At 66.5% G+C, this 26,544-nt stretch carries 24 protein-coding genes; 7 read left to right on the forward strand and 17 right to left on the reverse strand.

The genetic code is table 11. The features are described from left to right. Positions 1-54 precede the first annotated feature (54 nt). Positions 55-1,182 carry a succinyl-diaminopimelate desuccinylase gene (gene dapE, locus MLG_RS09495; RefSeq protein WP_011629606.1) on the forward strand — a complete coding sequence of 376 codons (1,128 nt, stop codon included), beginning with the start codon at positions 55-57 and terminating at the stop codon, positions 1,180-1,182. A gap of 56 nt (positions 1,183-1,238) precedes the next feature. Here dapE and MLG_RS09500 read toward each other — a convergent pair whose 3' ends face one another. After that, complete coding sequence (locus MLG_RS09500) at positions 1,239-1,841, reverse strand: DedA family protein (protein WP_011629607.1); 603 nt, start codon at positions 1,839-1,841, stop codon at positions 1,239-1,241. Positions 1,842-2,104: 263 nt separating this feature from the next. Here MLG_RS09500 and ppk1 point away from each other — a divergent pair, with 263 nt between their 5' ends. Beyond that, positions 2,105-4,189: a polyphosphate kinase 1 gene (ppk1, locus tag MLG_RS09505; RefSeq protein ID WP_011629608.1), complete on the forward strand. Its 2,085-nt coding sequence runs from the start codon at positions 2,105-2,107 to the stop codon at positions 4,187-4,189. A gap of 27 nt (positions 4,190-4,216) precedes the next feature. Here the strand turns inward: ppk1 and MLG_RS09510 are convergent, their stop codons facing one another. The 12 genes from MLG_RS09510 to ccoN all read right to left on the reverse strand — a co-directional run bounded on the left by MLG_RS09510 (position 4,217) and on the right by ccoN (position 16,028). Further along, positions 4,217-5,710, reverse strand: a complete 1,494-nt coding sequence (locus MLG_RS09510) for a Ppx/GppA phosphatase family protein (RefSeq protein WP_011629609.1) — start codon at positions 5,708-5,710, stop codon at positions 4,217-4,219. Between the two features lie 3 nt (positions 5,711-5,713). After that, positions 5,714-6,223, reverse strand: a complete 510-nt coding sequence (gene sixA, locus MLG_RS09515) for a phosphohistidine phosphatase SixA (RefSeq protein ID WP_011629610.1) — start codon at positions 6,221-6,223, stop codon at positions 5,714-5,716. A gap of 20 nt (positions 6,224-6,243) precedes the next feature. Further along, a complete protein-coding gene (locus tag MLG_RS09520; protein ID WP_011629611.1) occupies positions 6,244-7,773 on the reverse strand; it encodes a sensor domain-containing diguanylate cyclase in 1,530 nt (509 codons plus the stop codon). 67 nt (positions 7,774-7,840) lie between these two features. Further along, a complete protein-coding gene (gene ccoS / locus MLG_RS09525) occupies positions 7,841-8,074 on the reverse strand; it encodes a cbb3-type cytochrome oxidase assembly protein CcoS (RefSeq protein ID WP_011629612.1) in 234 nt (77 codons plus the stop codon). Positions 8,075-8,077: 3 nt separating this feature from the next. Continuing rightward, the gene (locus tag MLG_RS09530) at positions 8,078-10,558 is read right to left on the reverse strand and encodes a heavy metal translocating P-type ATPase (RefSeq protein ID WP_011629613.1); all 2,481 of its coding nucleotides are present in this window, start codon (positions 10,556-10,558) and stop codon (positions 8,078-8,080) included. Positions 10,559-10,560: 2 nt separating this feature from the next. Beyond that, complete coding sequence (locus MLG_RS09535) at positions 10,561-11,118, reverse strand: FixH family protein (RefSeq protein WP_011629614.1); 558 nt, start codon at positions 11,116-11,118, stop codon at positions 10,561-10,563. Between the two features lie 20 nt (positions 11,119-11,138). Then, the gene (ccoG, locus tag MLG_RS09540) at positions 11,139-12,521 is read right to left on the reverse strand and encodes a cytochrome c oxidase accessory protein CcoG (RefSeq protein WP_011629615.1); all 1,383 of its coding nucleotides are present in this window, start codon (positions 12,519-12,521) and stop codon (positions 11,139-11,141) included. Between the two features lie 10 nt (positions 12,522-12,531). After that, entirely contained in the window at positions 12,532-12,849 is a 318-nt protein-coding gene (locus MLG_RS09545) for a hypothetical protein (RefSeq protein WP_011629616.1), read from the reverse strand. 35 nt (positions 12,850-12,884) lie between these two features. Then, positions 12,885-13,787: a cytochrome-c oxidase, cbb3-type subunit III gene (ccoP, locus tag MLG_RS09550; RefSeq protein WP_011629617.1), complete on the reverse strand. Its 903-nt coding sequence runs from the start codon at positions 13,785-13,787 to the stop codon at positions 12,885-12,887. Then, positions 13,780-13,971, reverse strand: coding sequence for a CcoQ/FixQ family Cbb3-type cytochrome c oxidase assembly chaperone (locus tag MLG_RS09555; RefSeq protein ID WP_011629618.1), 192 nt, complete (start codon positions 13,969-13,971; stop codon positions 13,780-13,782). Before MLG_RS09555 ends, ccoP begins: the two co-directional genes overlap by 8 nt. An 8-nt stretch (positions 13,972-13,979) precedes the next feature. Further along, positions 13,980-14,591 (reverse strand): cytochrome-c oxidase, cbb3-type subunit II, encoded by a 612-nt coding sequence (gene ccoO / locus MLG_RS09560; RefSeq protein ID WP_011629619.1) that lies wholly within the window; start codon positions 14,589-14,591, stop codon positions 13,980-13,982. 12 nt (positions 14,592-14,603) lie between these two features. Beyond that, positions 14,604-16,028: a cytochrome-c oxidase, cbb3-type subunit I gene (ccoN, locus tag MLG_RS09565; protein ID WP_011629620.1), complete on the reverse strand. Its 1,425-nt coding sequence runs from the start codon at positions 16,026-16,028 to the stop codon at positions 14,604-14,606. A gap of 255 nt (positions 16,029-16,283) precedes the next feature. On the opposite strand from ccoN, the gene MLG_RS09570 reads away from it, so the two are divergent. The 4 genes from MLG_RS09570 to MLG_RS09585 are packed head-to-tail and all read left to right on the forward strand — an operon-like array spanning position 16,284 to position 20,878. Next, entirely contained in the window at positions 16,284-17,204 is a 921-nt protein-coding gene (locus MLG_RS09570; RefSeq protein ID WP_011629621.1) for an AAA family ATPase, read from the forward strand. After that, positions 17,204-18,175, forward strand: coding sequence for a DUF58 domain-containing protein (locus MLG_RS09575; protein WP_011629622.1), 972 nt, complete (start codon positions 17,204-17,206; stop codon positions 18,173-18,175). Before MLG_RS09570 ends, MLG_RS09575 begins: the two co-directional genes overlap by 1 nt. Then, the gene (locus tag MLG_RS09580; RefSeq protein WP_011629623.1) at positions 18,172-20,142 is read left to right on the forward strand and encodes a transglutaminase TgpA family protein; all 1,971 of its coding nucleotides are present in this window, start codon (positions 18,172-18,174) and stop codon (positions 20,140-20,142) included. The genes MLG_RS09575 and MLG_RS09580 overlap by 4 nt, the downstream gene beginning before the upstream one ends. 28 nt (positions 20,143-20,170) lie before the next feature. Further along, a complete protein-coding gene (locus MLG_RS09585; RefSeq protein ID WP_011629624.1) occupies positions 20,171-20,878 on the forward strand; it encodes a glycerophosphodiester phosphodiesterase family protein in 708 nt (235 codons plus the stop codon). A gap of 71 nt (positions 20,879-20,949) precedes the next feature. Here MLG_RS09585 and iscR read toward each other — a convergent pair whose 3' ends face one another. From iscR to ppsR, 3 genes are all read right to left on the reverse strand, one after another. Further along, positions 20,950-21,426 (reverse strand): Fe-S cluster assembly transcriptional regulator IscR, encoded by a 477-nt coding sequence (gene iscR, locus MLG_RS09590; RefSeq protein ID WP_011629625.1) that lies wholly within the window; start codon positions 21,424-21,426, stop codon positions 20,950-20,952. 113 nt (positions 21,427-21,539) lie between these two features. Continuing rightward, entirely contained in the window at positions 21,540-21,980 is a 441-nt protein-coding gene (locus MLG_RS09595; RefSeq protein WP_049753559.1) for a DUF1249 domain-containing protein, read from the reverse strand. An 87-nt stretch (positions 21,981-22,067) separates the two neighbouring features. Next, positions 22,068-22,892 carry a posphoenolpyruvate synthetase regulatory kinase/phosphorylase PpsR gene (gene ppsR / locus MLG_RS09600; RefSeq protein WP_011629627.1) on the reverse strand — a complete coding sequence of 275 codons (825 nt, stop codon included), beginning with the start codon at positions 22,890-22,892 and terminating at the stop codon, positions 22,068-22,070. A 120-nt stretch (positions 22,893-23,012) separates the two neighbouring features. Here ppsR and ppsA point away from each other — a divergent pair, with 120 nt between their 5' ends. Further along, a complete protein-coding gene (ppsA, locus tag MLG_RS09605) occupies positions 23,013-25,388 on the forward strand; it encodes a phosphoenolpyruvate synthase (RefSeq protein WP_041717999.1) in 2,376 nt (791 codons plus the stop codon). 67 nt (positions 25,389-25,455) lie between these two features. On the opposite strand, the gene MLG_RS09610 is transcribed toward ppsA, so the two are convergent. Continuing rightward, positions 25,456-26,505 carry a porin gene (locus tag MLG_RS09610; RefSeq protein ID WP_011629629.1) on the reverse strand — a complete coding sequence of 350 codons (1,050 nt, stop codon included), beginning with the start codon at positions 26,503-26,505 and terminating at the stop codon, positions 25,456-25,458. Positions 26,506-26,544: the final 39 nt, after the last annotated feature.

Consider the following 26,544-nt stretch of genomic DNA (forward strand, 5'->3'; position numbering starts at 1 on the left):
CCGCTGTGCCATCTGAATTGCGCTTCTGCCCTCTTCTTTCAAGGCCCGGAAATCATGTCCGAGACACTGGAACTCGCCTCCGCACTCATCGCCCGCCGCTCGGTGACGCCCATGGACGCCGGCTGCCAGCAGTTGCTGGCGGAGCGATTGCGGCCCCTCGGTTTTGACTGTGAGCGGCTGGATTACGGCGAGGTGAACAATCTGTGGGCCCGGCGGGGTCAGCAGGGGCCGGTGTTCTGTTTCGCCGGCCATACCGATGTGGTGCCCCCGGGGCCGGAGGCCCAATGGCGGCACCCACCCTTCCAGCCGGTGGTCGAGCAGGGGCTGCTCTACGGCCGCGGCGCGGCGGACATGAAGGGCAGCGTCGCGGCCTTTGTCACCGCCCTGGAGCGCTACCTGGCCGGCGGCCACCGGCCGCGGGGTTCGCTCGCCCTGCTGATCACCAGCGACGAGGAGGGCCCGGCGGTGGACGGCACCCGGCACGTGGTCGAGACCCTGTCCGAGCGCGGCGAGCGCATCGACTGGTGCCTGGTGGGTGAGCCCTCCAGCACCGAACGCGTGGGGGATGTGGTGAAGGTGGGCCGGCGCGGGTCGCTCAACGGGCGGCTGACGGTGCGCGGCGACCAGGGCCACGTGGCCTATCCCCATTTGGCGCGCAATCCGGTGCACCAGGCGCTGGCCGCCCTGGATGAGCTGGTCACCACCCGCTGGGACGAGGGCAACGACCATTTCCCGCCCACCAGCTTCCAGATCTCCAACGTCCAAGCCGGCACCGGCGCCACCAACGTGATCCCCGGCGAGCTGGAGGTGACGTTCAATTTCCGCTTCTCCACCGAGGTAACGGCGGATGAGTTACAGCAGCGGGTAGAGGCGGTGCTGGACCGTCACGGCCTGGACGGGCGGATCGACTGGTCGCTCTCGGGCGAGCCCTTTCTGACCGCGGAGGGGGAGCTGGTGGCCGCCACCCAGGCGGCGGTCCGCGATGTCTGCGGCGACCCACCGGTGCTCTCCACTTCCGGCGGCACCTCAGACGGCCGCTTCATCGCCCCCACCGGGGCCCAGGTCCTGGAGCTGGGGCCTGTGAACGCCACCATCCACAAGGTGAACGAGCACGTGCGGGCGGCGGATCTGGACACGCTGTCAAGGATTTACGAGGGCGTCCTGCGCCGACTGCTCGGCTGAGGAGGCACCCCCCGGCTGCACGGCGGGGCCGACGATGCGACGGCGGGAGACCGGTCCTACAGAAACCGTCGCCGTGCCCGGTGCAGCAGCAGGCCAGCGAGCAGCGAGAGCAGGATAACGATGGTGGCGGCGGAATAGACGCCCAGCCAGTCGGCCAGCCGGGCCCATTGGTTGCCCAGCCAATAGCCGGCCACAGCCAGCACGGCGTTCCACAACGCGGTGCCGGCAGCGGTGAGCAGCACGAAGCGCAGGAACCCCATGGGCATGAGCCCGGCCGGTATAGAGACCAGGCTGCGGAAGCTGGGCACCAGGCGCCCGAAGAACACCATCCAGTCCCCGTAATACTGAAAGGCCATCATCACCCGGTCCAGGTCCTTGCCCTTCAATAGCAGATAACGCCCCGGTCCGGTGACCAGCGTCCGGGTGCGCGCCTCCCCCACCTGGCGCGCCACCAGGTAGATCAGGGTGGAACCGAACGTGGCCCCGATGCTTCCGGCCACCACCACCCCCTCGAGGGTGAACACCTCCGTGAAGGCCAGGAAGCCGGCGAAAGGCATGATCACCTCGGGGGCGACGACGATCATCACCAGGGCCAGCCCGCGGTAGCCCAACCCTTCCACCAACGACCGCCACCAGGCCAGGGTCACCTCACTCGACATCCGCCCTCTGTCCCTTCCCGGCGGCTTGTCCCCCTCAGGGGTGGCCGGGCCGCAACATTCAACGTTTCGCAATGGTCCGCGGGAGCGCCCCGCCCGCGCCTCGATATCACCGGGATGTCACACGCCGGGGATGGCAGGGTTCCACGCTCACTGGTAAGTTGAGGGTAATCCTTTTCGGCTGCCCCCACGCGAACCCGTTAGGCTAACACCTTCGGCCGGCGTGCGGGTGCCTTCGCCGCCAGAACACGAGACCGCGCCTTCGCATGGACCAAAAAACGATCGATCTCAAGCAACCGGACCTCTACTTCAACCGCCTGCTCAGCCTGCTGGAGTTCAACCGCCGGGTGCTCGCCCAGGCCAAGGACACCGACACCCCGCTGCTGGAACGCCTCAAGTTCCTCTGTATCTGCACCTCGAACATGGACGAGTTCTTCGAGGTGAGGGTCTCGGGGGTGAAACACAAGGCCGAGGCCGGTTCGGTTCAGGCCGAGTCGGACAATCGCAGCCCGCAGGAGACCCTGAATGCCATCAGTGCCGTCAGCCACGAGCTGGTAGCCGAGCAGTACCGCGTCCTCAACGAGGAATTGATCCCGGCCCTGGCGGAAGAGGACATCCGCTTCATCCGCCGGGCCGATTGGACCGACGCCCAGACGGAGTGGCTGCGCCGTTTTTTCGAGGACGAGCTGCTGCCGGTGCTCAGCCCCCTGGGACTGGATCCGGCCCACCCCTTCCCCAAGGTACTGAACAAGAGCCTGAACTTCATCGTCAGCCTGGAGGGCAAAGATGCCTTCGGCCGCAACAGCGGGTTCGCCATCGTGCAGGCGCCGCGCGCCCTGCCGCGCCTGATTCAACTGCCCCGGGAGGGTGAGGACAACGGACCCTGGGACTTCGTCTTCCTGTCCTCGGTCATTCACGCCTTCGTGGATCAGCTCTTCCCGGGCATGAAGATCAAGGGCTGTTATCAATTCCGGGTGACCCGCAACAGCGATCTGTTTGTTGACGAGGAGGAGGTGGACGACCTGCTGCGGGCGCTGGAGGGGGAGCTGCTCTCCCGCCGGTACGGCGAGGCCATTCGCTTGGAGGTGGCGGCCAACTGTTCCGAGGACCTGGCCAACTTCCTGCTGCGCAAGTTCGAGCTCGGGCCGGACGACCTCTACCAGGTGGACGGGCCGGTCAACCTGAACCGGATGATGGCGGTCTACGACCTGGTGGACCGCCCCGATCTGAAGTATCCGTCGTTCACCCCCGGGCTGCCGGCGGATTTCAGCCACAGCGGCGATATCTTCAAGGTCCTGCGCAAGCGCCAGGTGCTGCTGCACCACCCCTTCCAGTCCTTTGCCCCGGTCATCGAGCTGGTGCGCCAGGCCTCGCTGGATCCGGACGTGCTCGCCATCAAGCAGACCCTCTACCGCACCGGGCCCGATTCCGCCATCGTCGATCACCTGGTGCGCGCGGCGCGGGACGGTAAGGAGGTCACCGTTATCATCGAGTTGCGCGCCCGCTTTGACGAGGCGGCCAACATCGCCCTCGCCAACCGGCTGCAGGAGGCCGGCGTGCACGTGGTCTATGGGGTCGTGGGCCACAAGACCCATGCCAAGATGCTGCTGGTGGTGCGCCGCGAGGGGCGCAAGCTGCGCCACTACGTGCACCTGGGGACCGGCAACTACCACTCACGCACCGCGCGGCTCTACACCGACTATGGCCTGTTCACCCGAGACAAGCATACGGGTGAGGATGTCCACCGGCTGTTCCTGCAAATGACCAGCCTGGGGCGTTTCTCCGAGCTGAAACGCCTGCTGCAATCGCCCTTCACCTTGCGGGAGGGGGTGATCCAGCGCATCCAACGGGAGGCCGAACACGCCCTCGCCGGTCACGAGGCCCGCATTATCGTCAAGGTCAATTCCCTCACCGAGCCTGGTGTCATCCAGGCGCTCTACCAGGCCTCGCAGGCAGGCGTCACCGTCGACCTGATCGTGCGCGGCATGTGCTGTCTGCGCCCCGGGGTACCGGGGGTCTCGGACAACATTCAAGTCCGCTCCATCATCGGCCGCTTCCTGGAACATACCCGGGTGTTCTATTTCCACAACCGGGGCGACAGCGACCTCTATGCCAGCAGCGCCGATTGGATGGAGCGCAATTTCTTCCGGCGGGTGGAGACGGCCTTCCCCCTCCTGGACGAGGAGGCGCGCCGGCGGGTGCTGCTGGACCTGGAGTGCTATCTCAAGGACAACACCCAGGCCTGGCTGCTGCAACCCGACGGCAGTTACGTGCGCCTCCAGCCCGCGGAGGGCGAGGAACCCTACTGCGCCCAGCGGGCCCTCCTCGCGTTGCTCGCCGACAGTGCCTGAAGCGCGGCCGGCGAGCAACGCGGCGGATCAAGCGCCGAGATAGAGTCGCAGATCCGCCCGCTTGAGCCAGCGGCGTTCCTGTTCCAGATCCGCGCGCACCAGGGGGTGTTGCTCCAGCCAGTCCGAGGGGAGTTCCAGCTTCAGGTGGTGGCCGTTGCCACGCAGGCGGAAATCGGGCAGCGGGGTCTCGCTGCGGCTGCGGTGCAGCAGGACGGCGAGCCGCAATAACACCCCCAGGCGAATCAACGGGATCCGGTGGCTGCCCGGCAGGGCGTCGAACTCGACGACCGGGAACTTGCGCCGGTGGGCCCGGACCAGCACCGCCAACAGCTGCTGGTCCAGGCTGGAAAACCCGGCCATATCCGCGTGGCGGGTGATGTAGGCCCCATGCTTGTGGTACTGGCTGTGGGAGATATCCAGGCCCACCTCATGCAGTTGCGCCGCCCAGCGCAACAGGCGCGCCCAGAAGGGCCGCTGCAGTGACCAATCAGCGGCCACCTGCTGCAGGCAATAGTGGGCGGTGGCGGCCACCCGTCCGGCCTGCAGTTCATCCACATGGTAGCGCCGGACCAGGCTCTCCACCGTGGCGGCGCGCACGTCCGCCTCCCCCAGGCGCCCCACCAGGTCGTAGAGCAGCCCCTCACGCAGCGCCCCCTCGGCCACCTCCATCCGGCCCACACCCAGGGTCTCGAACACCGCGCTGAGCACAGCGACGCCGCCGGGCAACACCACCCGACGGTCATCGCTCAACCCGTCCAGCCGCAGCCGATCCACGTGGCCGGCGCTCAGGAGCGTGTCACCGAGCCGCTGCAGCGCCTCCCGGGTGATGCCGTAGTCGCACCAGCCCGCCGCCTGGACCACGTTGGCCACGGCCCGGATCGTCCCCGAGGCCCCCACGGCCTCCGCCCAAAGGGGCGTCTGATAATGGGCGCCCACCGGCTCCATCTCCACACCCGCGGCTGTCAACGCCCGCTCCATGCACGCCGGAGTAATCTCGCCGCCCGGGAAATAGCGCTCGGTAAAGCTCACGCAGCCCATGTGCAGGCTGTCCATGGCTCGGGGCTGCTCCCCGGCCCCGATGATCAATTCGGTGCTGCCTCCCCCGATGTCCACCACCAGCCGCGGGCGGCCATCGAAATCCAGGCTTCGGGCCACGCCCAGGTAGACCAGCCGCGCCTCCTCGTAACCCGGTATGATCTCAATCCCGTGCCCCAGGGCCGCCTCGGCCTCCTCAAGGAAGCCCCGCTTCTGCCGGGCCCTGCGCAGGGTATTGGTACCCACTGCCCGAACCCCGCCGGCATCCACCTCACGCAAACGCTGGCCGAACCGGCGCAGACAGGCCAGAGCACGCTCCCGAGCCGGCGCGCTCAGGGTGCGGTGGGTCTCCAGTCCCTCGGCAAGACGGACCGGCTCTCGCAACCGGTCCAGGATGCGCAGCTGTCCGCCCTCGTGGCGGGCGACGATCATATGGAAGCTGTTGGAACCCAGATCGACAGCGGCCAGGATATCCGGCTTGCCCATGCGCTAACGTCCGGCTTTCGCGAGCTGACGCAGGGGCCGGGCGGGTAGATACCACTGCAACTCGCCCCCGCCAGGCCGCGGCGGCTGATCGAACACCAAGGAAAGCATCCCGCCCTTCTTGAAGTGCATGAAGGAACGGGTCTGACCGGAGAGCGCGTAGGCGGCAAGGGCCCCCAGATCGGGCTCATGGCCCACCGCCATCACCCGACCCGGGTGATCCACCAACCACGCGAGGAAGGCGTCGGGGTCCCCCCCCGGGGCCAGGCCCTCGTGCAGTTCGCGCTCCACCGGCGGCGGGCCCTCCTCGGCAAGGATATCCGCCGTCTGTCGGGCCCGCAGCAGCGGGCTGTGCAACAGGAGGTCGATCTCGGGGAGCAGCCGGGTCACTCCCCGTGCCGCTGCCTTCATACGGTCCCGTCCCTTGTCGGTCAGCGCCCGTTCGGCGTCGGGTAGGCAGCCATCCGGCGGCGGATCCTCGGCAATGGCGTGCCGCACCAGTACCAATTCCCACATAGTGTCGCTCCCGAAGGGTTTCAGGCGTGTTCGCGGAGAACCGGATCGACCACCAGGCGGTTGCGGCCCTGGTTCTTCGCGGTGTAGAGGGCCTGGTCGGCTGCCGCCACCAGGCTGTCGGTGTCAACGAAGGGGCGGCCGCCCTCCTGGACGGCGAGCCCGGCGGAGGCCGTCACCCGCAGCTGCGGCGCCTCCTTCAGGCCCAAGTCGGTACCCCGCACCCGCTCCAGCACCCGCCGAACCACGCGTTGTGCATCCTGCCAGTGGACCCCGGGCAGCAAGAGCACGAATTCCTCACCGCCATAGCGGGCGACGACATCCTCACCGCGCACGGCATCGTGCAGCACCGCGCTGACCCGGCGCAAGACCTGGTCGCCGGCGAGATGACCGTATTCATCGTTGACCTGCTTGAAGTGGTCCAGGTCCAGCACCACCAGGGTCAGCGGCCAGCCCCCCATCGCCGCCCCGGTGAATTCATCCTGGAGCCGACGGAAGAGTTGGTCGCGATTGTAGAGGCCGGTCAGGGGGTCACGCCGGGTGCGTTCCTCCAGCTCCCGGACCTGTTGCTCGTAGGCCTGTGCCTGCTCTCGCACTTCGACCACTTCGTGGACCATGCGGAGGTTTTGCAGAATAAGGGCCTCGCGCGCCTGCTCCAGCACACCCGCGGTGCTCTCCGGGTCATCCAACCGGATCTCAAAGAGCCTGGCCAGCTCCGGCTCTGCGGCACCAACCGCTTCCAGCAGGGCCTGTACCTCCTCCGCGGACCACCCGAGCGCCCGCGCCACCTGCTGAGCGGCACGGTCCGCCGCACGGCGGGTGTCATCAGCGAGCCACACATCGGCGATGGCGCCGGACAACGCCACGGCACCCCGCAACAGGGTGGGCCCATCGGTGGTCGGGGACGCCACATCCAGCGCCACCTGATGGCTTCCGGCCACCGCCTCCACCAGATGGCCCGGCAACCCCCAGCGGCCCATCAACCAAGCCGCCACGTCCGCATGGTCACAGCCGAGGGCGGCCCGCTCTGCCGCCGCCAGGCTGTCGTGGCACTGCGCAGCGGCAGCGATCTGTCGGTACTCGTCCTTGAGGGCGACATCCAGCACCAGGATTCCCAGGTCCTGAACCAACCCCGCCAGCATCAAGTCCTCTTCCCGCATCAGGCACTGGCGGCGCCCGATCTCCCGCGCGGCAGCGGCGGCCAGCAGGGACCGGCGCCAATACCGCTGCCGGTCGTAGCCGCCCTGTTCGGACGCCTGCTGCAGGGTGGGAATGAGCGTGAAACTGAGCGCGAGGGTCACCGCCGCATTCATGCCCATGGTGACCAGGGCCTGACGGACGTTGGTGACCTCGCGACGGCGGGCGTAAAAGGGGGAGTTCGCGACCTTGAGGATGCGGACACTGAGCGCGGGGTCCTTGCCGATCACCTCCGCCAGGTCCGCGGTGCCCACATCAGGCTGATTGCCCAGTTCCACCAGCCGCATGGCGGCGGCCGGCAACGTGGGAAGCCCCGGCGCCAGCTCCAGCCGGCGGGCAAGACGGGCGTCAAGCATGCAGCACTCCCCTCAAAGCGCGCGGCAACCGGCCTTGAGGCACGCCCCTGGGGGCGCCGGTCCCCGCTCAACGCGATGATTTGTTGTTGGTATTCTCGTCCCGGGTGTCCGCTTCGGGCTCGACCTCTTGCTCGGACCGCTTGGTTTTCTCACCGGGCAGCGGCTCATCATCCAGCAACGGCTGATAGGCCGGGCTGTCCAGGTCATCATACTGCCCGCTGTCCACTGCCCAGAAGAAGGCCCAGATGGCGATGAGCAGAAAGATGATACCGACCGGTATGGAAAAAAAGATGACGCTCATGGCTCAGGACCGACCCGGGACAGGCTGTGCTTGGATCTTCCCACGGCCGACGGGTACAGGGCAAGCCGCCACCGGCCGCTGCCCCCGACTCAGGCGGCTGGCGTTGAGGATGACGAGAATAGAGCTGCCAGCCATACCCAAGGCGGCCATCCAGGGCGTGAGGAAACCCACCGCCGCCAACGGCAGGGCGGAGAAGTTGTAACAGGCCGACAGGGTCAGGTTCTGGATCATGATGCGCCGGCTCTGATGCGCCCAGTGAAACCCCCGCTCCACCGGGGTCAAACGCTCACCCAACAAGACCATATCGGCGGAGGTCTGCGCCAGCGCCGTGCCGGTGTTCATGGCAATGGCGACATCGGCCCCGGCCAGCACCGGCGCATCGTTAAGCCCATCCCCCACCATGGCCACCTTGACGCCCTGCGCCTGGATCTCCCGGATTCGAGCCAGTTTGTCGTCGGGTCGCATGCGCGCCTGCCACCGGTCGATGCCCAGGCGCCGGGCAACGGCCTCAACCACGGCCGGATGATCGCCACTGGCCAGCTCCACGGTGAGCCCACGGGCCTTGAGCGCGGCCACCAGTTCCGCGGCATCCTCCCGGGGCCGGTCCGCCAACTGGAACCGCGCCAGCGGCTGCCCGTTGCGCGCCAAAACCACCCAACTGCCCTCGTCACTGGGCTCACCCTCGCCCACCGCCTGGTCACAGGCGAAACGGGGCAGCCCGATACGGTATTCGTCGCCGTCCAGGGCCCCGCGCACCCCATCGCCGCGCACCGCCTCCACGTCGTCGAACGCCAACCGTTGCCCATGCCCGTCGAAGGCCCGGGCGATCGGGTGCTCCGAGTGGCGTTCAAGGCCACCGGCGAGCGCCAGTGCACGGGTCTCATCCAGGCCGGGCTCATCAGTCAGCAGCTCGATCCGCTCCACCCGCAGTTCGCCGCGGGTCAGGGTCCCGGTCTTGTCGAAGACCACGTGACCCACCTTGGTCATGGTCTCCAGGGCATCCCGCTGAGTGATCAACAGCCCGGACCGCGCCAGTCGATTGGTGCCGCCGGCAATCGCCATTGGCGTGGCCATGGCCAGGGCGCAGGGGCAGGTGGCGGCCAGTACCGCCATCAACACCGGGAAGGCCTGCACCGGGTCATGCTGCCACCACCAGGCGAACACCCCAACGGCTGCCACCAGCACCACGGAGATGAAGCGTGCCGCCACCCAGTTGGCGACCCGCGCCAGGCGCGGCCGGTCGGCCTGGGCCCGGGCCAGCAGGCGGGAGATAGAGGACAGCACCGTGTCCTGGCCCAGGGCCTCGACGCGCATGCGGAAGACGCCGGCGGTGTTGAGGCTGCCACCCACCAGGCGCTCGCCCTCACCGCGCGACTGCGGCATGGACTCGCCGGTCAGCAGCGACTCGTCCAGATTGCCCTCGCCCCAGATCAGCTCACCGTCCGCGGGCACGGTCTCGCCAGAGCGCACCAGCAGGATGTCCCCGGTGCGCAGGTCCGCCACCGGGACTTGCTCCTCGCCCTGCTCGGTGACCCGAGTGGCGTTGCTGGGGATGAGTCGCGCCAGTGCGTCGGTGGTCTCGTTCGCCTTGTGGCGGGCCGCCATCTCAGCAAAACGGGCCACCCCCAGGAAAAAGATGAACATGACCACCGAGTCGAAGTAGACCTTCGGCCCGTCGGTGAGCGTCCACCAGAGACTGGCGGTATAGGTGATGCCGATGGCGAGGCTGACCGGGACGTCCATGCCCACAGTGCGGGCCCGGATATCGCGATAGGCGCCGATGAAGAAGGGAGCACCGGCGTAGAACAACACCGGCGTGGCCACCAGCAGGCTGACCAAGCGCAGGAACTGCTCATGCACCGCGTCCATACCGTAGTAGTCGCCCAGGTAGAGCCCGATGCCGAGCATCATTACCTGCATCGTCCCCAGCCCGGAGACGATCAGCCGGCGTAGGGCCTTGCGCCGCTCCTGGTCGGCCATGGAGCGCACTTTGTCGGCGCGCAGCGGGTGGGCGCGATAGCCCAGACGCGCCATCTCACGGAGGAGGAAGGAAAGCGGGGCCCGCTCCTGCTCCCAGCGAATGATCGCGCGGCCGGTGGCGGCGTTGACCCGTACATCCAGGACCCCGTCCACCTGGCTGAGGAGGTGTTCGATCAGCCAGCCACAGGCCGCGCAGTAGAGGTTTTCGACCAGGAACGAGCCCTCGCGCGGGCCGTCGCCGATCCGCACGAAGTCGCGCTGGACCTCGTCACGGTCGTAGGCCGACCACTGGTCCGGACTGGATGCAACGGCCTCGTCATCCGGTCGGGCCCCGGCGCTGGTGCGGACCTGGTAGAACTTCTCCAGGCCGCTGCCCAGGATCATGTTGGCCACGGCATGGCACCCGGTGCAACAGACGGGTTCCTCCCGCCCGTTCACCGTGACAGTGCGGTCCTCGCCGGGCGGCACCTGCTCGCCGCAGTGAAAACACTTCTGGCCCGACAAATTCAGCCCCCGAGATCGGCACGGAGGCCACGGATCATGTCCGTCCGCGGCTCCAACACACCGTGAACCTGGGTTGCGTCCAGCTCCCCAATGATCCGCCAGCGCCCGTCCAGGGGCTCCAAGTGCAGGTAGCGCCGGTTACTGACCGCCCGGACCTGCCCCCGGTAGACGCCGTCGGCGCCCAGCTCCAGCTCCGCGACCACGTCATCGGCACCGGTACGGGGCTCCAGCGTCAGGCGCAGGTGCTCCGGCTTCGCCTCGGCGTTCTTGCCCTGCAGCACCAGGGACAATTCCCCGCCCTCCCGGGGTACCCGCACGCGGGCGGAGAGCCCCATGTCGTAGGCCACGAGTTCGCGCTCAAAGTTGCGATAGGTCGCGCGCCCGGTGTCAAAGTGGTCGTCGATGACCAGGGGGTCCTGATTGGTCACCGCGGTGTACACCAGACCGAGCCCCATGGGGACCACCAGGATGGGCGGGGCGAAGACGAACCAGCACCAGAACTCCTTGTACCAGGGCTTCTGACGAGGTTCTTTTTGTTTGGCGCTATGATGAACGCTCATGGACCGGTATGCCTCCCGAGTCAACGCGCAGGCCCGTGGAAGCGAGTGCGCGTGGTGGTGCTCACGCTCTCGTCGTCCGTGCGGGTGATTGTAAAGTATACATCGGACGTCCGGTCCTCAAGGTGCTCCATATTCACCGTCACCGTGGCAATGATGTCCTGCACCCCGCCCGGGCGCACGCTCACGGTCTCCGGCCGGAGTGACAACTCCGCCCCGGTCAGGCCGGACACCTCCACCTCGAAGGTCCGGGGCTCACTGTCCTTGTTGATGACCTTGAGGGTGTAGATGTTCTCGATGTCACCAAACCCCGATTCGCGGAACATGGGGTTGCGCTCGGGCAGCACATCAAGGCCCACCGGCGATCGCATCGCCAGCGCCGTCACAAAGACAGCCGCGAGGATGGTCAGCAGGGTGCCGTAGAGGAAAATACGCGGTCGCAGGACCTTCGTGCGCTTACCCTCCATCCCGCGCTCACTGGAGTACCGTACCAGACCCCGCGGGTAGCCCATCTTGTCCATCACCGAGTCGCAGGCGTCGACACAGGCCGCACAGGCGATGCATTCGTACTGCAGGCCGTCTCGGATATCGATCCCGGTGGGACAGACCTGCACACACAGTTTGCAGTCAATGCAGTCCCCCAGGCCCTTGGCGCGATGGTCGATCCCCCGCTTGCGCGGGCCCCGCGGCTCGCCCCGTTCCTCATCATAGGAAATGATCAGGGTGTCCGGATCGAACATGGCGCCCTGAAAACGGGCATAGGGGCACATGTATTTGCAGACCTGCTCGCGCATATAGCCGGCGTTACCATAGGTGGCAAAGCCGTAGAACAGGGTCCAGAAGGTCTCCCACGGCCCGAGACTGAAGCTCGCCAGTCGGGAGGCCAGTTCGGTCGCCGGGGAGAAATAGGCCACAAAGGTAAAGCCGGTGAACAACGCAAAGAGGATCCAGACGGCCTGCTTCGAGGTCTTGCGCAGGATCTTTTCGCGGGTCCACGGGCCCTTATCGAGCTTCTTCCGCTTGGTGGCCGGGCCCTCCGTCCAGCGCTCCATCCACAGAAAGACCTCCGTCCAGACGGTCTGCGGACAGGCATAGCCGCACCACAGGCGGCCCGCCAACGCGGTGAAGAAAAACAAGGAGATAGCAGCGATGATCAGCAGCGCCGACAGGAAGTAGAACTCCTGCGGCCAAAAGACCATCCCAAAGATGTAAAACTGCCGGGAGGGCAGATCAAACAGAATGGCCTGCCGGCCATCCCACTGCACCCAGGGCATAACGTAGTAAAGCCCCAGCAGCGCCAGGACCGCCAGGACCCGCAATCGTTGAAAACGCCCCCCTATCTCTCTGGGATGGATCTTTTCGCTCGCCTGATAAAGCGACTCACCCGTCTCGGGCTGGTTCGCCATAATGCTACTCCTATTTGCCACCTTCACTTTTGCCCTGTTCAGGGCGCCGCACCAAAACGGCAGTGAGGAAGCTTGCGCCCGCACTCACCGCCCAAAACATCAAGAATCCAATGGAGTAGCCCGTCTGCCGCCCTATCTCCCAGCCGGGAAACGTGGCCGCATGCAGGTCTGACGGGTCAATAGCCAGGAAAAACACCCAGGTCGCCAAGGCTGAGACCAGAAAGGAGGGCCAGATCACTGGCCCTACCACCCGGACGAACCAGGTACCCTGGTCCGTCCGGGTCTCTTCCGCCTCAACCTCCGGGCCGTGCTTCGGGTCGTCACTCATGAGGACCCACCTCCCGAAGGGCAACGAGGCCCTCGTCAGTTGTTAAGGCTGTAGACGTATGCGGCGAGCACGTGGATGCGGTCCTCACCCAGACGCTCCAGGAAGGCCGGCATCTCACCACTGCGACCGTTCAGGATGGTCTCCTTCATGGTCTCAGCATCGCCGCCGTAGGTGTACTCGCCCAGAGTCAGGTTGGGCCAGCCCGCGGCCTGGTTCCCGGTGCCGTCGGCGCCGTGACAGGCGATGCAGCCCGCCTGCTCGTACGCGGAGCGTCCGGCAGTGATGGTGTCCTCACTGATCCCCTCGCGACCACCGAGGTGCTGCACGTAGGCCACCAGGTTATCCAGGCCGTCCCCTTCCAGGGCCGGGCGCCCGGCATGGGGCGGCATCACCGCGCTGCGACCCTGGGTCAGGGTCTCCACGATCTTCTCCGGGGTGCCACCCCATTGCCATTTGTCGTTGGCAATGTTCGGGAAGCCGCGGGCCCCGCCGCCGTCTACCCCGTGGCAGACCGCACACTCATACCCAAACAGCCGACGGCCGGTCTGCATGGCCTCATCGTTTTGAGCCAGTTCCGGGATCGAAAGTTCGGTGTACTGGGCGAAGATCGGCTCCAGCCGCTCCTCAATGCGCTCCACCTCACGGTCGTACTGGGCGGCGGAGCTCCAACCCAACACACCGCCGAAGTTGCCCAACCCCGGATAGAGGATGAGATAGACCAGACCGAAGACGATGGTGATGTAGAACAGCCACAGCCACCAACGGGGCATGGGCCGGTTGTACTCGGCCAGGGTGCCTTCATCCCAACTGTGGCCGGTCGTCTCGTGCTCTGCGGCCTCCCCGGGCTTCTTCTTCTCGGCCCATTTGATCAACCACACCATCCCGAGAATGTTCGCTAGAACCAGGACGATGACCCACCAATGCCAGAAGCTACTCATGGCGATTATCCTCGTTACGCTTGTTCTGTTCGCGCTCGTCAACCTGCGGCTGGTCGTCCTCGTCCAGGGCGAGGCGCGCCGCCTCGTCGAAGTCCTTCTTCTTGCGCGGGTGGTAGGCCCACCAGACCACGCCTAGGAAGAGGATGACCAGCAATGCAGTTGCGATGCCGTGAATCGTGCCCATTGATCGCCTCAGCGGGTCCGCTCGATGGCGGTACCGAGCCCTTGCAGGTAGGCGATAACGGCATCCATCTCCGTCTTGCCCTCCAGCTCATCGGCCGCCGACTCAATCATGTCGTCGTTATACGGCACGCCCAAGAAGCGCTGCTGCATCCGCATGCGGTGCGCCACCTGTTCACCATTGAGCTCCCGCGCCGCCAGCCAGGGATAGGCCGGCATGTTGGAGTTGGGCAGCACGTCACGCGGGTTCATCAGGTGGACCCGATGCCACTCATCGGTGTAGCGGCCACCGACCCGGTGCAGGTCAGGACCGGTCCGCTTCGAGCCCCACTGGAACGGCCGGTCGTAGACGAACTCACTGGCCAGGGAATAGTGGCCGTAGCGTTCGGTCTCGGCCCGGAATGGCCGCACCATCTGGGAGTGACAGTTGTAGCACCCTTCGCGCACGTAGATATCACGGCCCGCGAACTCAAGGGGCGGATAGGGTTCCACCCCCTCGTGCGCCTGCGTGGTCTCGTTCAGGAAGAACAGGGGCACGATCTGCACCAGACCGGCCACACTGATGACCAGAACAATAAACACGGCAAGCACACCAACGTTTTTCTCGACTACCTCGTGATTCATCCCGCTCCCTCCTTACGCGGTCTGACCAGCAGCACTGGGGGCCGGCTCACGGCTCGGCGCGCTGGTCACCGTCTTGTAGACGTTATACGCCATCAGGAACATGCCGATGAGGAACATGACCCCACCCAGCAGGCGCACCATGTAGTACGGGTAGGTGGCCACCAGCACCTCGGAGAAGGTGTAGGTGAGCGTCCCGTCCTCGTTGACGGCGCGCCACATGAGCCCCTGCATGACGCCGGCGATCCACATGGAGGCGATGTAGAGCACGGTACCGATGGTGGCGATCCAGAAGTGCCACTCGATCATTTTGGTGCTGTACATGCCCTCGCGGCCGAAGACACGAGGAATGAGGGCGTAGATGGAACCGAAGGTGATGAACGCCACCCAGCCCAGGGCACCGGAGTGCACGTGACCCACCGTCCACTCGGTGTAGTGGGAGAGTGCGTTCACCGTCTTGATGGACATCATCGGCCCTTCGAAGGTGGACATACCGTAGAAGGACAGCGAGACGATGAGGAACTTGAGGATCGGATCGGTACGCAGCTTATGCCAGGCACCGGAGAGGGTCATGATGCCGTTGATCATGCCACCCCAGGAGGGGGCCAGCAGGATCAGCGAGAAGACCATGCCCAGGGACTGCACCCAGTCCGGCAGCGCGGTGTAGTGCAGGTGGTGGGGGCCGGCCCACATGTAAAGGGAGATCAGCGCCCAGAAGTGCACGATGGACAGGCGGTAGGAGTAGATGGGCCGCCCGGCCTGCTTAGGCACGAAGTAGTACATCATGCCCAGGAAACCGGCCGTCAGGAAGAAGCCCACCGCGTTATGGCCATACCACCACTGCACCATGGCGTCCACCGCCCCGGAGTAGATCGGGTAGGACCACATGGGGCCCACCGGGATCACCAGGTTGTTGACAATGTGCAGGACCGCGATCGTCAGGATGAAGGCACCGAAGAACCAGTTGGCCACGTAAATATGCTTGACCTTCCGGATGGCAATGGTGCCGAAGAAGTTGATGGCGTAGGCCACCCACACCAGGGCGATCAGCAGGGCGATGGGCCACTCGAGCTCGGCGTACTCCTTGCCCATGGTGAAGCCCAACGGCAACGAGACCGCTGCGGCGACGATCACCGCCTGCCAACCCCAGAAGGTGAAGGCGGACAGCTTGTCGGAGAGCAGACGTACCCCGCAGGTACGCTGCACACAGTAGTAGGAGGTGGCAAAGAGCGCCGAGCCCCCGAAGGCGAAGATAACGGCATTGGTATGAAGTGGCCGCAACCGACTGTACGTCAGCCACGGGTGGTCGAAGTTTAGCGCCGGCCAAATCAGCTGCGCCGCGATCAGAACGCCAACCGCCATACCGACCACGCCCCAGACGACGGTCATTATGGCGAACTGGCGCACGACTTTTTCATTGTAGGTTGTGCTGGTGTCCATAGCTCCAGATCCGCAAGGTGGTTTGAGATGGATTCAGGCGATCCTCCACGGGATTGGATTATCCGGGTCCGACAACAAGGCCGCCTTGATACAGGTCAATACCGGCCGGAACCGTGACAACATGCCACACTCCAGTGTGAACCGGGGTGGGAACTCGCAGCGAAGTGGCCCTGTCTGAATAAAAATTTGTTTGCAACCAATTCGCAGCCCCGCCACGATGAACCCACCGGGACACCGGCTCGGGAGGCCGCACGCTTGCAACAGGACATCCGTCACTTTCTCGCCGCCACCAATGAGATCATCCTCGGCAAGGCGCACCAAGTACGGCTGGCCCTGGTCTGTCTGATCGCCCGCGGCCACCTGCTCATCGAGGACCTGCCCGGCGTCGGCAAGACGACTCTGGCCCAGGCGCTGGCGCGTTTGCTGGGGCTGGATTTCCAGCGAATCCAGTTCACCAGCGACCTCCTGCCCGCCGACATCATCGGTGCGACCGTCTACGAAAAGGACAGCGGCCGCTTCCGCTTCCACCCGGGGCCGGTCTTCACCTCCCTGGTGCTGGCCGATGAGGTCAACCGCGCCACACCCAAGGCCCAGAGCGCCCTGCTCGAGGCCATGGCGGAACGCCAGGTCAGCGTTGAGGGTGAGACCCGCGCCCTACCCGACCCCTTTTTCGTGATCGCCACCCAAAACCCGGACTCGCAACTGGGCACCTTCCCGCTGCCGGAGTCCCAACTGGACCGCTTTCTCATGCGCCTGAGCCTGGGCTATCCGGGGCACGACGCTGAGCGGGCCCTGTTGCGCGGCACAGAGCGCAGGGACCTGCTGCACCGCATCGACACCCCGGCCCTCAGCCCCGAGCAGCTGCGGGAGCTGCAAACCGCCGCGCCGAGGGTGCATGCCTCCGACGCCCTGCTGGACTACCTTCAGGCCCTGTTGCGCCATACCCGAGAGTGCGGGCGCTTCCGGCACGGCCTCTCCCCCCGGGCCGGCCTGGCACTGCTGCGCACGGCCCAGGCCTGGGCCCTGGTGGACGACCGTGGCGCGGTGCTGCCCGAGGATATCCAGGCAGTCTTCGTCCCGGTGGCCGGTCACCGCCTGGAACCGCGCGAAGAGGGGGGCGGACAGGCCCATGAGGACCTGGTCCGGGACAGCCTGGAGCAGGTGACCATCCCCTGATGTCCGTCCGGCACCGGCTCCACTCAGGCCTGCTGCGGCTGCCCCGACGCCGTGGGGAGAGCACCTCCGACCGCCTTACCCTCGATTATCGGCGGATCTTCATCCTCCCCAGCCGCTACGGCCTGTTTTTGACTTTGGTGGCGGCTCTGGTCTGGCTCGGCGGGGTGAATTACACGAATAACATGGTGCTCCTGCTCTCCTTTCTGCTGATCGGGCTGATCGTGGTGAGCATCCACCATACCTTCCGCAACCTGCACCGCCTCATGCTCCTGGCCGGGCCGGCGGACGCCGTCTTTGCCGGCCAGACGTTGCACTTCCCGGTAACCGCCCACAACCCCACCCGACATGGCAAGCCGGCGCTCACCCTGGTGGGCGGCGAGGGCCAGCAGACAGCCGATCTGCCCCCCGGCGGGAGCGTACGCTGGTGGCTGCCGGTGCCCACCCACCGGCGCGGCTGGCAGACCCTGCCGCGGTTCCGAGTGCACAGTCGGTTTCCCACCGGGCTCTTCGTGGCCTGGGCGCTGCCCGCACCGCGCCAGCGCGCGCTGGTCTATCCCACCCCCGAGCACGGTGCGGTGCCCCCACCCCCACACAGCGCCGGGGGCCACCAAGGCGAACGTCACGGTGAGGGGGACGACGATTTCCGTGGCCTGCGCCGCTACCAGGCCGGCGACCCCAAGGGTCACATCGCCTGGAAGCGGCTGGCCCGCGGCGAGGAGCACCTGCACACCAAGCAATTCTCCGGCGCCGCCGGCGCCCCGCGCTGGCTGGATGAGCGGGCCATTGACCCCCACCTGGACCCGGAGGCGCGCCTTGCCCGGCTCTGTCGCTGGGTGGTTGACCTGGACCGGGCCGGCCACCCCTACGGCCTGCGGCTCGGTCACCTGCGGATCGCGCCGGGCCGGGGTGAGGCCCACCGCCATGCCTGCCTGCGTGCCCTGGCCCTGTACGACCCGGACGCCCGTCAATGAGCGGAACAGCGCACCCGCCGACCCCGCTGCCCCGCCAGGCCCAGGCCTGGCTGCTGGCCACCCTCGCACTGGTGGCTGCCGCCCACGCCCCCCACCTGCCCTGGTGGCTTAGCCTGGGGGCGCTGGCCTGCGGACTGTGGTGCTGGCAAAACACCCGCCAGTGGCGCCGCCTGCCGCCGCGCAGCCTGCGCTTCGGACTCACCCTGCTGGCAACCGGCGGGGTCTACCTGAGCTACGGCGAACTCCTGGGCCAGGAGGCGGGAACGGCGTTGCTGCTTGCCATGACGGGGCTCAAACTGCTGGAACTGCGCAGCCGGCGCGACGCGGTGCTGCTGGTGGGGCTGGGGTTCTTCCTAGTGGCCACGCAGTTCCTGCGCTCCCAGGAACTGCCCATGGCCTTTTACCTGGGCGCCTGCACCCTGGGGCTGATCATCAGCCTGATGGGGGCGACCCGGGAGAACGCCCCACCCCACCCGCTGGCGCATCTGCCTCAGGCGGCCACCTTGCTGCTCCAGGCCCTGCCCTTCATGGTCCTGCTGTTCTTCCTCTTCCCCCGCCTGGACGGCCCCCTCTGGGCCATGCCGGAGGATGGTGACCGGGCCCGGACCGGGCTCAGCGACCGCATGGAGCCCGGTCAGATCAGCGAACTGGCCCGCTCGGACGCCGTGGCCTTCCGGGTGGAGTTCGAGGCCGCGCCGCCCCCCCGATCCCGGCGTTACTGGCGCGGCCCGGTGTTCGAGGCGTTCGACGGCCAGCGCTGGCAGCCCGCCGACCACCTGCACGAGCGCCGGGAGCCGGTCGAACCAGCGGCGGACGCCGAGCGCATCGAATACACCGTGACCCTGGAGCCCCATGGCCAACCCTGGCTGTTCGGCCTGGATCTTCCGCTGACCCTGGCGGCCGGGCATGCCAGCGCCCGGGGCGCCCAGACCTGGGAGCGGGACACGCCGGTCAACCGGCGCGTACGCTACGCGGGCCAAAGCACGCCCGATTACCGTCTGGGCGCCACGCTGGACCCGCAGCGCCGTGAGACCAATCTGGCCCTCGCGCAGAACCGCCACCCGAGAACCGTGGCGCTGGCCCGCTCCTGGCGGGCGCAGACCGACGACCCGCAGGCCCTGCTGGGGCAGGCCATCAGCCATTTCCGTGAGCAGGATTTCGGCTACACCCTGAGCCCACCCCTGATGCGCGACGACATGGTCGATGAGTTTCTGTTCGACCATCAACAGGGGTTCTGCGAACACTACGCGGCCGCCTTTGCCGTGATGATGCGTGCCGCCGGAGTACCCGCCCGCGTAGTCACCGGCTACCTGGGCGGCGAGATGAACCCGACCGGCGACTACATGATCGTGCGCCAGTCCGACGCCCACGCCTGGAACGAGGTCTGGCTCGAGGGCGAAGGCTGGATCCGGATCGACCCCACCGCACTGGCCGCCCCGGCACGGCTGGACGAGGGTCTGGCCGGCGCCCTCGGGGACCCCGCCAGCGCCCCGGCCCTGGCCCGGCTGGACGCCTCGTGGCTGCGCGACCTGCGCCTGCGCTGGGATGCGGTGAACATGACCTGGCACCGCTGGATGCTCGGTTACGGCCCGGAGTTGCAGCGCCAGTGGCTGGAACGCCTGGGGCTACAGAGCTGGCAACAAGCGGTGATGGCCCTGGGCCTGGCCCTGATCGCCGCCTCCCTGCTGCTGGCCTGGGTCACGCTTTACCGCAACGCCCCGCCTGCCGCCGATCCGGCCGTCCGTGCCTGGCAGCGTCTGTGCCGGCGTCTGGCCCGCCGGGGCCTGCCCCCACGGCCGGGTGAGCCACCCAACTGCTATGCCCGCCGGATTGCCCGGGCGCGCCCGGACCTGGCTGCCGCCATCTTGCATGTGGCCCGGCTCTACCAGCAGTATCGGTATGAACCCAACCCCAGCCAGGCCGACCTGCAGGCCCTCCGCAAATGCATCAGACGCCTGCGGCCCTGACCGGCGCCCAGACAGGAGAGAGCGACCCATGAAGCAACACCCCTGGATCATCGCCCACCGCGGTGATGTTGAGCGGCATACAGAGAACACACTGCCCGCCTTCCGCTCGGCCCTGGAACGCGGCGCAGATGGCATTGAGCTGGACGTGCAATTCACCGCCGAGGGCACGCCGGTAGTCTTTCACGACCGGGACCTCCGGCGGATCACCGGGCAGCGGGGTAATCTGGCGGACCTGGAGGATAAGGCGCTGGACACCCTGGGCCTGCGCCCGGGACCGGATCAGGCCGGCTTTCACCTGCCCACCCTGCGGGAGGCCTGCGAGTGCCTCGCCCACGCCCGAGTCCCGCTCTTCGTCGAGATCAAGACCGACGCACTGCCCCATCATCAGGTTCCCACGGCCGTGGCCGATGTCCTCCGGGACAGCGAGGCCATCGCCAGTCATCGGGTGCTTATCAGCTTCAGCGAGGCCGCCCTGCGGATCGCCCGATCGCATGCGCGGGTGCCCGTCGGCTGGGTGCTGGAGGCATGGGACATCGCCAGTCGCGAGCGAGCCGAGGCGCTGCAACCCGACTGGTTGTTTTGTGACACCGCGCTGCTGCCGCCGGGCACGGCGCCGCTTTGGGCGGGCCCCTGGGACTGGGCCATCTATGAAATCAACGAAACCGGGCCCGCAGGGGCGCTGGCCCGGCGTGGTGTGAAGGCAATCGAGACGGGAAGGCTTTCTGTCTGGCGGTGAGGCGCGAGGGAAAACAACACCCCTCGCCGCCGGGGCGCCCCCGGCGGACCGGTCCCCGGCCGCTCCCCTGGTCAGCCGCGCGCGGTCCGGCGCCGGTCGGCCAGCGGCTGCTCGGCCAGACCCTGGCGCTCGGCAACCCGACGAACCGCCGGCTCCTGGGCCAACTGCGCCAGGGTAATGCCGTTCAGGAAGTCGTAGATCTGGCGGCTCAGGTCCATCCACAGATCATGGGTCAGGCAGCGCTCACCCTCCTGGCAATCACCCCGCCCCTTGCAGCGTGTGGCATCCACGTTCTCGTCCACGGCCGTAATGATATCGGCAATGGTGATCTGATCCGCGGGCTGGGCCAGGCGATAACCGCCGCCGGGCCCCCGCACCCCGGACACCAGCGAGTGCTTGCGCAGCCGGGCAAAGAGCTGCTCCAGATAGGACAAGGAGATCCCCTGTGACTCGGAGATGTCCGCCAGAGTGACTGGCCCCTGCCCCTCGTGGAGGGCAAGATCCATCATGGCTGTGACCGCGTAGCGGCCCTTGGTCGATAGTTTCATCCCAACCTTCCCGTAAGACTCATCCAGGGCAAAAAACCTTTCGCCTTTTATAGGCACTAAACCCACTTTCGTCAAGGGGTATTGGTTATAAATACGGTTTAAACGTACAAGGCTCAAACGACTGGGGAATCGAAACGGTGCCCCTCGCCGAGACAAAACCGCAGCCAGCGGTTCAGGAACCGGTTGGCACGCCAGCGCCACGCCAGCGACGGCCCTTGGTCGCGGGCCTTGCCGCGCCGCCCCCGGCCCACCACCTCGGCGACCCGGGCGTCGTAATAGATGCGCACCCGCAGGGCGGGCAGCGCCTCGGGCCCCAGTGCCGCCCCGCCCGCGAACTGGTGAGTCAGAAAGTAGGTGCGGGTATAGGGGGTGGACTCGAGCAACTCGGCGTGCAGCGCCGCGCCCCGGGCCATCGGGCTGACCCGACAGAGGCCGTGCTCGGCCTCAGGCAGCAGCCGCCGGAGGAAGAGATAGTTCGACTCGTACAGCTCCATCAGGCCGCTGAAACTGGGCCCGGCCCGCTGACGGTCCAACGCTGGCGACAAGTGCATCATGGGGCCCGATCTTACCACAGGGGTGGCACCTCGGCGGCGGACGAATGGGCGCACGAACCGGACCGGACTGGAAAACGGGCGACAGTTCTAATAAAGTCGCCGCTCCAATTTGGCCTCGTGGATGATTTTGGTGGCGATCTCCTCGATGGACATGGTGGTGGTGTTCACATAGGGAATGCCTTCGCTGCGGAACAGGGCCTCCGCGCGCGCCACCTCGTAGCTGCACTGGCGCAGGGAGGCGTAATCGCTGTTGGGCAGCCGCCCGGAGCGGATTGTCTGCAGCCGGTCGACGTTGATGGTCAGCCCGTACAGCTTGCGCTTGTGCTCCACCAGCTTCCGCGGCAGCTTGCCGCGGTTGAGATCATCCTGGGTCAGCGGGTAGTTGGCGGCGTAAATGCCGTACTGCAGCGCCAGATAGATACAGGTCGGGGTCTTGCCGCTGCGCGAGACCGCCGTGAGGATGACGTCGGCCCGGGAGTAGTGATGGGTCACTGCCCCGTCGTCGTGGTTGAGCGCATAGTTCATGGCGTCAATCCGGACGTCATACATGTTATTATCCACGACCCCGTGGGACCGCCCAATGACGTGGCTGGAGGGCATACGCAATTCCTGCTCCAGCGGGGCGATGAAGGTGTCGAAAAAGTCGAACAGCACGGCGTCCGTGGTCTGCAATACCCGGCGGACCTCGGCATCGACAACTGTGGAGAACACAATGGGCCGCAAGCCGGAGCGCTGGCTGGCGACGTTCAGTTGTTCCACCACCTGGGCGGCCTTCTCCTCGGTATCGACGAAGGGGATGGTCCGCTGTTCGAAGTCAATAGAGAACTGGGTCAACAGGCTGTGACCCAAGGCTTCGGCCGTGATGCCGGTGCGGTCGGAGATGAAATAGACGCTACGTCTGGCTTCGGTCATTGACGATGCGGGCTCCGCTGGACTGGGCGGCTGACTGGATGCCCATGCATGCTAGCGGAATTGCCGGCACCGTGCACAGCAACCCGTAGGCAATCGCGAAATATCAAGGGGGACGCAACCTTGCAAGAGTATGTGGTCAACTTCGACACCCTGGGGATGGGGGATGTGGATCGCGTAGGGGGGAAGAACGCCTCCCTGGGCGAGATGATCAGCCACCTGTCCGCAGCGGGCGTGAGCGTGCCGGGGGGCTTTGCCACCACCGCGAAGGCCTACTGGGATTTCCTGGACGAGAGCGGCCTGCGCGAGCGTATCAACGGCCTGCTCGAGCCCCTGGATATCGAAGACGTGGACGCCCTGGTCCGCACCGGCGCCGAGATCCGCCAGCTGATCATCGACACGCCCTTCCCGGCGGCCTTGGAACAGGCTATCACCGAGGCCTACCAGAAGCTGGAGGCCGAGACCCCGGGCGAGGCCTCCTTCGCCGTACGCTCCTCCGCCACCGCCGAGGACCTGCCGGACGCCTCCTTCGCCGGGCAGCAGGAGACCTTCCTGAACGTGCGCGGGCTGGACGGCATCATGGAGGCGGTCAAGCACGTCTTCGCCTCCCTGTTCAACGACCGCGCCATCTCTTACCGGGTGCACCACGGTTTTGAGCACAGCCAGGTGGCGCTCTCCGCCGGGATCCAGCGCATGGTGCGCTCCGACATCGGCGCCGCCGGCGTGATATTCACCATGGACACCGAATCGGGCTTCCGCGACGTGGTCTTCATCACCTCGTCCTACGGCCTGGGTGAGACGGTGGTCCAGGGCGCGGTCAACCCGGATGAGTTCTACGTCCACAAGCCCACGCTGGAGGCCGGCCGCCCGGCCGTACTGCGCCGCAACCTCGGCAGCAAGGCCATCAAGATGGTCTACTCCGGCGACCAGACCCACGGCAAGACGGTCGCGACCGTAGACGTGGACGAGGCCGAACGCCTGCAGTACTCGCTGACCGACGACGAGGTGCAGGACCTGGCCCGCCAGGCAATGATCATTGAAAAGCACTACGACCGGCCCATGGACATCGAGTGGGGCAAGGACGGCCAGGACGGCAAGCTCTACATCCTGCAGGCCCGCCCGGAGACGGTGAAGAGCCGTGACGCCGGCCAGACCCTGGAGCGCTTCCACCTCAAGGCCCGGGGCGATGTGCTCTCCACCGGCCGTGCCATCGGCCAGCGCATCGGCGCCGGACCGGCCCGGGTGGTCGACAGTATCAACGACATGAACAAGGTCAAGGCCGGTGACGTGCTGGTCACCGACATGACTGACCCGGACTGGGAGCCCATCATGAAGCGGGCCTCCGCCATCGTCACCAATCGCGGCGGCCGCACCTGTCACGCGGCCATCATCGCCCGCGAGTTGGGGATCCCGGCGGTGGTGGGCACCGGTGACGGCACCGAGCGTATCAAGGACGGCCACGAGGTGACCGTCTCCTGCGCTGAGGGCGACACCGGCTACATCTATGCCGGCAAGCAGGACTACGAGGTCCGCAAGATCGCCCTGGACAAGCTGCCCGAGCTCCCCTTCAAGATCATGATGAACGTGGGCAACCCGGACCGCGCCTTCGACTTCGCCAGCCTGCCCAACGCCGGCATCGGCCTGGCGCGGCTGGAGTTCATCATCAACCGGATGATCGGCATCCACCCCAAGGCGCTGCTGGAGTTCGACCAGCAGGACGAGAACCTAAAGCAGGTGATCCGCACCCAGGCGGCCGGCTACAGCGATCCGGTCCAGTTTTACGTGGACAAGCTGGCCGAGGGCATCTCCACCCTGGCCGCCGCCTTCACGCCGAAGCCGGTGATCGTGCGGCTGTCCGACTTCAAGTCCAACGAGTACGCCAACCTGATCGGCGGCGCGCAGTACGAGCCCGACGAGGAGAACCCCATGCTGGGCTTCCGCGGCGCCTCACGCTATACCGCCGACAGCTTCCGCGACTGCTTCGCCCTGGAGTGCAAGGCGCTGAAGAAGGTCCGTGACGAGATGGGCCTAGACAACGTCTGGGTCATGGTGCCCTTCGTGCGCACCGTCGAGGAAGGCAAAGGGGTGCTGGCGGAACTGGAGAAAAACGGCTTGAAAAAGGGCGAGAATGGGCTCAAGGTCATCATGATGTGTGAGCTGCCGTCCAACGCCCTGCTGGCCGACGAGTTCCTGGAGCACTTCGACGGTTATTCCATCGGCTCCAACGACCTCACCCAGCTCACCCTGGGCCTGGACCGCGACTCCAGCCTGATCGCCGAGCTGTTCGATGAGCGCGACGAAGCGGTCAAGAAACTGCTCTCCATGGCCATCCAGAGCGCCCGCCGGGCCGGCAAGTACGTGGGCATCTGCGGCCAGGGGCCGTCCGACCACCCCGACCTCGCCCGCTGGCTGATGGACGAGGGTATCGAAAGTGTCTCTTTAAACCCCGATTCGGTGGTGGAGACCTGGCTCTACCTGGCTGGGGAACAGGCCCAATAGGCTGCCTCCGGCAAGAGCCGACCTGAGAGGGCGCCCCAAAAGGGCGCCCTTTCTTTTTCTCAGCCGGTCAGAAGTCGATCCGTAACCCCACAGAGACGCCATAGGGGTCTTCACCCGGGGTATCCATCTCCGGGTCGGCGGAACGGGACTGGCGGTAGGGGGTCAGATCCCCTTCGTCATCGTTGTCCAGCCACGCCAGGCGCAGATAGACCCGCACGCTGTCCGCCAGGAAGCGCTCGGCACCCAGCGCGTACATCGTCGCGTCCAGGTCATCGCCATCCCTCGCGTCCACCGTGTAGACCTGCGCCAGAAGCCGGTTCACCCCGAAGGCATAGGTCACAGAGCCACCCAGGGCCCAGCTGTCCGGATCACGCGTGGACTGGTAAAGACCGGTCAGCCGCCAGTCGCCAAGCCCCTGGCTGGCCGCCACCCGCCAGATGGTCGGTGTCTCACCGGCCCGGTAACGCTCATAGCCGAGTCCCACCCAGGTCGCGTCCCGCTCATAGTCGAGCATCGCGCTCCAGGCCTCGTCATCGTTATCGCTGGCGCTGCCGTCACCTTCCGCGTCGGCGGAGTAATGCAACTGCGCACCCAGTCCCTGGTAGCGGGGGGTGGTGTAGTTGAGGGAATTCTTCAGACGGCGGTCAAAGTTCACCCGCAGGTCCCGGTCATCATAGGCGGCCGTGTTCAGGCGCAGGATGTTTCGGGCGTCCCCCACGCTGTCGCTGAACGGGTCCACGTTGCTGCGCATGCGCTTTACCGGCGTGTCAATCCGACCGGCGCGCAGCAGCCCCCAGGGGCCCTCCAGGCCCGCGAAGGTGTTGCGCAAGGTCAGCTCATCGCTGCTGTCATCCTCGTTCAGCGCCGCCTGTATCTCCACCTGGTAGACGGCGCGCAGGCGGTCATCATCCAACAGCACTTGGCCGCGCAAACCCAAGCGACTGGAGTTGTCCGAGAGGTGGCGCGAGGTGCCATCGCCGTTGTTCAGCACGTCGGCCGAGAGGTGCAGCCGCCCGTAGAGCTCAGGCCAGTCCAGCGGCTGCGCCACGGCGGGTAACGCCACCAGCAGCGACAGGCCGCCGACAGCCACGAAGCGAATCCCCGATTGCCTAATCAAAACGTCATCTCCTTCTCTCCTTTACTGATCTTCCGGAAG

The organism is Alkalilimnicola ehrlichii MLHE-1, from assembly GCF_000014785.1.
In the GTDB taxonomy this organism is placed as follows: Bacteria; Pseudomonadota; Gammaproteobacteria; order Nitrococcales; family Halorhodospiraceae; genus Alkalilimnicola; species Alkalilimnicola ehrlichii.

Coding starts and splice junctions, on each gene's coding strand:
- ccoG (WP_011629615.1), bottom strand. CDS start 12,521: ATGGCGAACCAGCCCGAGACGGGTGAGTCGCTTTATCAGGCGAGCGAA.
- iscR (WP_011629625.1), bottom strand. CDS start 21,426: ATGAAACTATCGACCAAGGGCCGCTACGCGGTCACAGCCATGATGGAT.
- dapE (WP_011629606.1), top strand. CDS start 55: ATGTCCGAGACACTGGAACTCGCCTCCGCACTCATCGCCCGCCGCTCG.
- ccoO (WP_011629619.1), bottom strand. CDS start 14,591: ATGAATCACGAGGTAGTCGAGAAAAACGTTGGTGTGCTTGCCGTGTTT.
- MLG_RS09535 (WP_011629614.1), bottom strand. CDS start 11,118: ATGAGCGTTCATCATAGCGCCAAACAAAAAGAACCTCGTCAGAAGCCC.
- sixA (WP_011629610.1), bottom strand. CDS start 6,223: ATGTGGGAATTGGTACTGGTGCGGCACGCCATTGCCGAGGATCCGCCG.
- ccoN (WP_011629620.1), bottom strand. CDS start 16,028: ATGGACACCAGCACAACCTACAATGAAAAAGTCGTGCGCCAGTTCGCC.
- MLG_RS09595 (WP_049753559.1), bottom strand. CDS start 21,980: ATGATGCACTTGTCGCCAGCGTTGGACCGTCAGCGGGCCGGGCCCAGT.
- ccoS (WP_011629612.1), bottom strand. CDS start 8,074: ATGAGCGTCATCTTTTTTTCCATACCGGTCGGTATCATCTTTCTGCTC.
- MLG_RS09585 (WP_011629624.1), top strand. CDS start 20,171: ATGAAGCAACACCCCTGGATCATCGCCCACCGCGGTGATGTTGAGCGG.
- MLG_RS09580 (WP_011629623.1), top strand. CDS start 18,172: ATGAGCGGAACAGCGCACCCGCCGACCCCGCTGCCCCGCCAGGCCCAG.
- ppsR (WP_011629627.1), bottom strand. CDS start 22,892: ATGACCGAAGCCAGACGTAGCGTCTATTTCATCTCCGACCGCACCGGC.
- MLG_RS09555 (WP_011629618.1), bottom strand. CDS start 13,971: ATGGGCACGATTCACGGCATCGCAACTGCATTGCTGGTCATCCTCTTC.
- ccoP (WP_011629617.1), bottom strand. CDS start 13,787: ATGAGTAGCTTCTGGCATTGGTGGGTCATCGTCCTGGTTCTAGCGAAC.
- MLG_RS09575 (WP_011629622.1), top strand. CDS start 17,204: ATGTCCGTCCGGCACCGGCTCCACTCAGGCCTGCTGCGGCTGCCCCGA.
- ppk1 (WP_011629608.1), top strand. CDS start 2,105: ATGGACCAAAAAACGATCGATCTCAAGCAACCGGACCTCTACTTCAAC.
- MLG_RS09500 (WP_011629607.1), bottom strand. CDS start 1,841: ATGTCGAGTGAGGTGACCCTGGCCTGGTGGCGGTCGTTGGTGGAAGGG.
- MLG_RS09520 (WP_011629611.1), bottom strand. CDS start 7,773: ATGCTTGACGCCCGTCTTGCCCGCCGGCTGGAGCTGGCGCCGGGGCTT.
- MLG_RS09510 (WP_011629609.1), bottom strand. CDS start 5,710: ATGGGCAAGCCGGATATCCTGGCCGCTGTCGATCTGGGTTCCAACAGC.
- MLG_RS09545 (WP_011629616.1), bottom strand. CDS start 12,849: ATGAGTGACGACCCGAAGCACGGCCCGGAGGTTGAGGCGGAAGAGACC.